The organism is Streptococcus intestinihominis (assembly GCF_046824975.1).
Taxonomy (GTDB): Bacteria; Bacillota; Bacilli; order Lactobacillales; family Streptococcaceae; genus Streptococcus.
In genome coordinates, this window is the sequence record NZ_JBKQBL010000003.1 from 142169 (window position 1) to 144094 (window position 1926).

General features: G+C 34.8%; 1 protein-coding gene and 2 pseudogenes. All 3 read left to right on the top strand.

Features of this window, described 5'->3' with window-relative positions; all coding sequences use genetic code 11:
• Positions 1 to 113, top strand: a pseudogene (locus ACLOR3_RS05805) (conjugal transfer protein); the annotation flags it as partial.
• Positions 114 to 426: 313 nt separating this feature from the next.
• A pseudogene (locus ACLOR3_RS05810) lies at positions 427 to 474 on the top strand (hypothetical protein); the annotation flags it as partial.
• Between the two features lie 15 nt (positions 475 to 489).
• The coding region (locus tag ACLOR3_RS05815; protein WP_412037068.1) for a GTP-binding protein at positions 490 to 1926 on the top strand (1437 nt) is incomplete at its 3' end.

Genomic DNA, 1926 nt, shown 5'->3' on the forward strand with positions numbered 1-1926 from the left:
TCACGGTATCGCTGACAGTGGAGTATATCGACCAGCAGACCAAAGCAACGCAGGTATCTCAATTTGATTTGGTACTTGAAAAGAACGGGAGTAATTGGAAGATTGTAAAATAACAAATATTGGTACATGATTACAGATACTTTGTAATCATGTACTCTTTTTGATAAAAAATTGGAGATTCCTTTACAAATATGCTCTTACGTGCTATTATTTAAGTGACTATTTAAAAGGAGTTAATAAATATGCGGCAAGGTATTCTTAAATAAACTGTCAATTTGATAGCGGGAACAAATAATTAGATGTCCTTTTTTAGGAGGGCTTAGTTTTTTGTACCCAGTTTAAGAATACCTTTATCATGTGATTCTAAAGTATCCAGAGAATATCTGTATGCTTTGTATACCTATGGTTATGCATAAAAATCCCAGTGATAAAAGTATTTATCACTGGGATTTTTATGCCCTTTTGGGTTTTTGAATGGAGGAAAATCACATGAAAATTATTAATATTGGAGTTTTAGCTCATGTTGATGCAGGAAAAACTACCTTAACAGAAAGCTTATTATATAACAGTGGAGCGATTACAGAATTAGGAAGCGTGGACAAAGGTACAACGAGGACGGATAATACGCTTTTAGAACGTCAGAGAGGAATTACAATTCAGACAGGAATAACCTCTTTTCAGTGGGAAAATACGAAGGTGAACATCATAGACACGCCAGGACATATGGATTTCTTAGCAGAAGTATATCGTTCATTATCAGTTTTAGATGGGGCAATTCTACTGATTTCTGCAAAAGATGGCGTACAAGCACAAACTCGTATATTATTTCATGCACTTAGGAAAATGGGGATTCCCACAATCTTTTTTATCAATAAGATTGACCAAAATGGAATTGATTTATCAACGGTTTATCAGGATATTAAAGAGAAACTTTCTGCCGAAATTGTAATCAAACAGAAGGTAGAACTGTATCCTAATATGTGTGTGACGAACTTTACCGAATCTGAACAATGGGATACGGTAATAGAGGGAAACGATGACCTTTTAGAGAAATATATGTCCGGTAAATCATTAGAAGCATTGGAACTCGAACAAGAGGAAAGCATAAGATTTCATAATTGTTCCCTGTTCCCTGTTTATCACGGAAGTGCAAAAAACAATATAGGGATTGATAACCTTATAGAAGTGATTACGAATAAATTTTATTCATCAACACATCGAGGTCCGTCTGAACTTTGCGGAAATGTTTTCAAAATTGAATATACAAAAAAAAGACAACGTCTTGCATATATACGCCTTTATAGTGGAGTACTACATTTACGAGATTCGGTTAGAGTATCAGAAAAAGAAAAAATAAAAGTTACAGAAATGTATACTTCAATAAATGGTGAATTATGTAAGATTGATAGAGCTTATTCTGGAGAAATTGTTATTTTGCAAAATGAGTTTTTGAAGTTAAATAGTGTTCTTGGAGATACAAAACTATTGCCACAGAGAAAAAAGATTGAAAATCCGCACCCTCTACTACAAACAACTGTTGAACCGAGTAAACCTGAACAGAGAGAAATGTTGCTTGATGCCCTTTTGGAAATCTCAGATAGTGATCCGCTTCTACGATATTACGTGGATTCTACGACACATGAAATTATACTTTCTTTCTTAGGGAAAGTACAAATGGAAGTGATTAGTGCACTGTTGCAAGAAAAGTATCATGTGGAGATAGAACTAAAAGAGCCTACAGTCATTTATATGGAGAGACCGTTAAAAAATGCAGAATATACCATTCACATCGAAGTGCCGCCAAATCCTTTCTGGGCTTCCATTGGTTTATCTGTATCACCGCTTCCGTTGGGAAGTGGAATGCAGTATGAGAGCTCGGTTTCTCTTGGATACTTAAATCAATCATTTCAAAATGCAGTTATGGAA